We start from the raw sequence: 3,299 nt of genomic DNA on the forward strand, positions 1-3,299 counted from the left end.
CACACACAGCCCCACCACCGACTCAGCACCCACACCCACCGACCGCAGCTGATGCGCCAGACGACTCGCCCGCACCATCAACCCGCCATACGTCACCGACTCCCCACCCACCACCACAGCCACCGCATCCGGAGTCGCAACCGCATGCCGGGCAATCAGCTCATGCACCCCACCCACCGCCGGCGACTCGACCGACGACGCGTTCCACCCCTCCAGCACCAGCTCACGCTCGGCCGCGGACAGAACTGACAGCTCGCCCACGCGCACACCCGCGTCGGCGACGATCGACTCCAGGACGCGCGCGATGTGGCCGGCCATCCGGTCGATCGCGTCGGCGTCGACCTGGGAGCGGTCGTAGGACAGCTTGATCCGCAGCTCGCGGCCGGAGCTCGCGGTCACGCTCAGCGGGTAGTTGGCCTGCTCGCGTCCGTAGTTCATCCCGGCGCGCAGGCCGCTCGCCGCCTCGTTCCGCTCTTCCTCCTCCAGGTCCTGGACCGGGAAGTTCTCGAAGACGAAGAGGCTGTTGAACAGGGGCTTGCCGGCGGGCAGTTCGCTGCAGGACGCGATCGTCACCAGCGGGGTGTGCTCGTACTGGCGGGCCCGCACCTGCTCATCCTGCAGGCGGGTCAGCCAGGTCGTGAGGAGCTCGTCGCGGTCGACGCGGATCCGGACGGGTGTGGTGTTGAGCAGCATGCCGACCATGGACTCCATGCCGTCGAGCTGGCCGTCGCGGCCCGACGTGGTGACGCCGAACATCACGTCGTCGCCGCCCGAGTACAGGGACATGACGACGGCCCAGGCGGCCTGCACGACGGTGTTCGGTGTGAGTCGGTGGCGGCGCGCGAACTCGGTGAGTCCGGTCCCGGCCACCTCGGCGGACAGCGGTACGAGGGCCTCGCCGGGGCCTTGGTCACCGGTGGCGTGCTCGATGCCCAGCGACGTCGCCTCGGTGATGCCGGCGAGGCGCTCACGCCAGTACGCACGGGCGGCGTCGAGGTCTTGGCGGGTCACCCAGCCCACGAAGTCCCGGAAGGGTCTGCGCGCCGGGAGCCGGGGCTCGCCGCCCGAGCGGAACGCCCGGTAGACGTCCATCAGCTCGGCCACCACCATGGGGGCGCTCCAGCCGTCGAGGAGCATGTGGTGGTAGCTCCACACCATCTGGTGGCGGTCAGCGGCGAGGGCGATGACGGCGATCCGTACCAGGGTCGGGGCGTCGAAGTCGGCGCCGCTCTCCCAGTCGGAGGTGAGGTAGGAGTCGACCGCCTCCTGCCGGGCGGCTGCGTCCAGGCGGGAGACGTCGATGAACTGGAGCGGCAGCGGGACAGACCGGGACACCACCGCGAGCGGCGTCGCCGCGCCCTCGCGTACGACGGTGGTGCGGAGCACCTCGTGCCGGGCGAACATGAGCTCCCACGCCCGGCGCAGGGCGCCCTGGTCGAGCTCGCCCTCCAGGAGCATGCCGTCCTGCACCCAGTACATGCCGGGCTCGTCGGCCAGCTCGGTGTGGAAGAGCATGCCCTGCTGCAGTGCGGTCAGTGGGTAGATGTTCTCGATCGCCCGACCTCGTCGGCCTGCAGCCGCGTCGAATGCCGTCATCACGCACCTCCGGAGTCGGCGATCTCACCGGTGTGGTCGGGTGAGTCGAAGCGCTGTCGTATGAGGTCGAGCAGGCCCTGGTCGACGTCGGCCAGGGGGAAGTCGGACGGTGTGTATCCGCCGGCCTCGGGGCGGCAGCAGTATTCGATGAGGTCCTCAAGGACCTTGAGGTAGCGCTGCGCGAGCCGGAGCACCGTCGCACGGTCGTGCACCTGGTCGCTGTACATCCAGACCAGTTCGAGCCGGCCCAGCGCGATCTGGCTGTTGATCTCGATGAGGTGGGTGCGGAGCCCCTGCGCCTGCTGCGAGTCACCCAGCGCCCGGCCGGTCGGTGCGAACCGGCTGCCGGAGCCGTCGGCCCGGCCCACCGCCTGGCTCGTCTGGCCGAGGTAGTTGAAGGCGAACTCAGCGTCCGCCCCCAGGGCGCAGTCCGTCATGTGACGCAGGAGGCCGTAGCCCTGGCCCTTGCGCGGAATCTCCCGCAGGTACTCCTTGGTGCGGCGGAGTCCGTCCCCGGGGGATCCACCGGAAGTGCCGCCGAGGACCACGGGGTACACGCTGGTGAACCAGCCGACGGTCCGCGAGATGTCGATGTCGCTTCCGACGTCCTCGCGGCCGTGACCCTCCAGGTCCACGACCACCGACGGCGCCTGGCACCATTCCGTGAGCACGGTACCCAGCACGCTCAGGAGGACGTCGTTGATCTGCGTCCCGTACGCGCTCGGCACCTCGCGCAGCAGGCGCTCGGTCTGCTCGGCGCCGAGCGTGACCGATAGCTCCTGGACGGACGCAAGGGTGTTCGCGCCGTCGCGGTCACGCGGCATCGTGCCGCCCTCCGCCTCCGCGGCCAGCCAGTACGGGGCTTCCGCTGCGAGTTCGTCGGACGCCGCCAGCTCCGTCAGGCGCTGGGTCCAGCTCATGTACGAGGTCGTCTTCGCCGGCAGCTTCACGGGGAGCCCGCGCTCGACCTGGTCGTGGGCGGAGGCCAGGTCGTCGAGGATCACGGCCAGGGACACCGCGTCCACGACCAGGTGGTGGGCCACCAGGAACAGCAGTTGTCCGCGGTCACCGCGGTCGAACACCACGATGCGCAGGAGTGGGCCGTCCGCCAGGTCAAGGCCGGCCTGCGCCTCGTTGCCGCGGGCGTTCAGGAACGTCCACTCCTCCTCGTCGTCCAGGCCGGAGCTCCGGATGACCTGGACGCTGTCGGCCCCGTCGGCGGCCGTCATCCGGCCGACCCAGGTGCCGCCATCCTCGCCGCCCTCTTCGATCTCGCGGACGAACCGGGACCTCAGTGCGTCGTGCTGGACGAGCACGGCCGCCACGGCGGCGCGCATCAGGTCGGGGTCCACCGGTCGGGTGACGTCGAGGAGCATCGACTGGTTGAAGTGGTCCGGCCGGTCCAGACCCTGCGCGAAGAACCACCGCTGGATCGGGGACAGCTCGAAGTCACCGGTCACCAGGCCCTGTTCGGCCTGAGCTGTGCTCTGCGTCTCGGCCACCGAGGCGAGGCCGGCCACCGTCTGGTGGTCGAAGAGCTGCGCGACGGTGACATGGATGCCGTGCTCCCGCGCCCTGGCCACAGCCTGGATGCTGATGACGGAGTCGCCGCCGAGTTCGAAGAAGTTGTCGTGGGCCCCGACCCGGTCGACACCCAGGACCTGTGCCCACACCCCCGCCAGGAGTTCCTCGGTCGCATTCGC

Annotated in this window: 2 protein-coding genes; both read right to left on the reverse strand. The window is 70.2% G+C overall.

What is annotated here, in order from left to right; translation table 11 throughout:
• Positions 1-1,596: condensation domain-containing protein (locus ACFWGJ_RS42885; RefSeq protein WP_387334389.1), on the reverse strand; the 1,596-nt coding region annotated here is incomplete at its 3' end.
• On the reverse strand, positions 1,596-3,299 hold a 1,704-nt coding region (locus ACFWGJ_RS42890), incomplete at its 5' end, for a condensation domain-containing protein (RefSeq protein WP_387334390.1). The genes ACFWGJ_RS42885 and ACFWGJ_RS42890, both read right to left, overlap by 1 nt.

This window comes from Streptomyces sp. NPDC060205, assembly GCF_042728395.1.
Lineage (GTDB): Bacteria > Actinomycetota > Actinomycetes > Streptomycetales > Streptomycetaceae > Streptomyces.